At 76.0% G+C, this 751-nt stretch carries 1 protein-coding gene; it reads left to right on the top strand.

Annotation, left to right across the window (positions count from 1 at the left end):
• Positions 1–137: 137 nt before the first annotated feature.
• Positions 138–751, top strand: a 614-nt coding sequence (locus tag AC27IO_RS25005) for a metallophosphoesterase family protein (protein WP_498741316.1), incomplete at its 3' end; no start/stop codon positions are given.

Raw genomic sequence — 751 nt, 5'->3', positions numbered from 1 at the left:
GGCACGCGACGACGATCCCGCCGCCGAGGGCGCCGTGCCGGTGGCGGCCCCCGCCCCCCGGCCGCCCTTCCGGAGGGCGCCCCGGTGGCGGTACCCGGCCTGGCGGCCGGCTGAGCCACGCGCCCCGAAGACCGCCCATGAGCGTTCTCATGCACCTGTCGGACCTGCACTTCGGTGCGCACGACCCGCGTGTGTGCGCGGCGGTGGCCCGGCTGGTCAAGACGCTGGACGTGTCGCTGCTGGTGGTGTCGGGCGATCTCACGCAGCGCGCCACGGCCGAGCAGTTCGAGCAGGCGCATGCGTTCATCGCCGGCCTGGGCGTGCCGCATCGGCTGGTCATGCCCGGCAACCACGACGTGCCGCTGTTCGCCTGGTGGGAGCGGCTGGGCCGGGCCTACCGCCGCTACGAGCGCTGGTGGGGGCGCGACCTGGAGCCGGTGTGCGACGTGGACGGCTTCCTGGCCGTGGGGGTGAACACCACGCGACCCTGGCGGCACGAGCGCGGCAGCCTGTCGCATGCCCAGATCGACGCGGTGGCGCAGCGCCTGGCCTCGGCCCCGCGCGACCGCTGGCGCATCGTGGTCACGCACCACCCGCTGGTGGTGCACCCCACGAGCGACACCGAGCACCGGCCCCACCGCGCGGGCGAGGCCCTGGCGCGCTGGCGCGAGGCGGGTGCCCAACTGCTGCTGTCCGGCCATGCGCACGAACCAGGGCTGGCCGAGGTGCTGCCCGGCCTGTGGGCCGCCCG

The organism is Acidovorax sp. KNOB132, assembly GCF_057541515.1.
The sequence above is the reverse complement of the archived record's forward strand: the minus strand, read 5'-3'. Positions and strand labels throughout refer to the sequence as shown.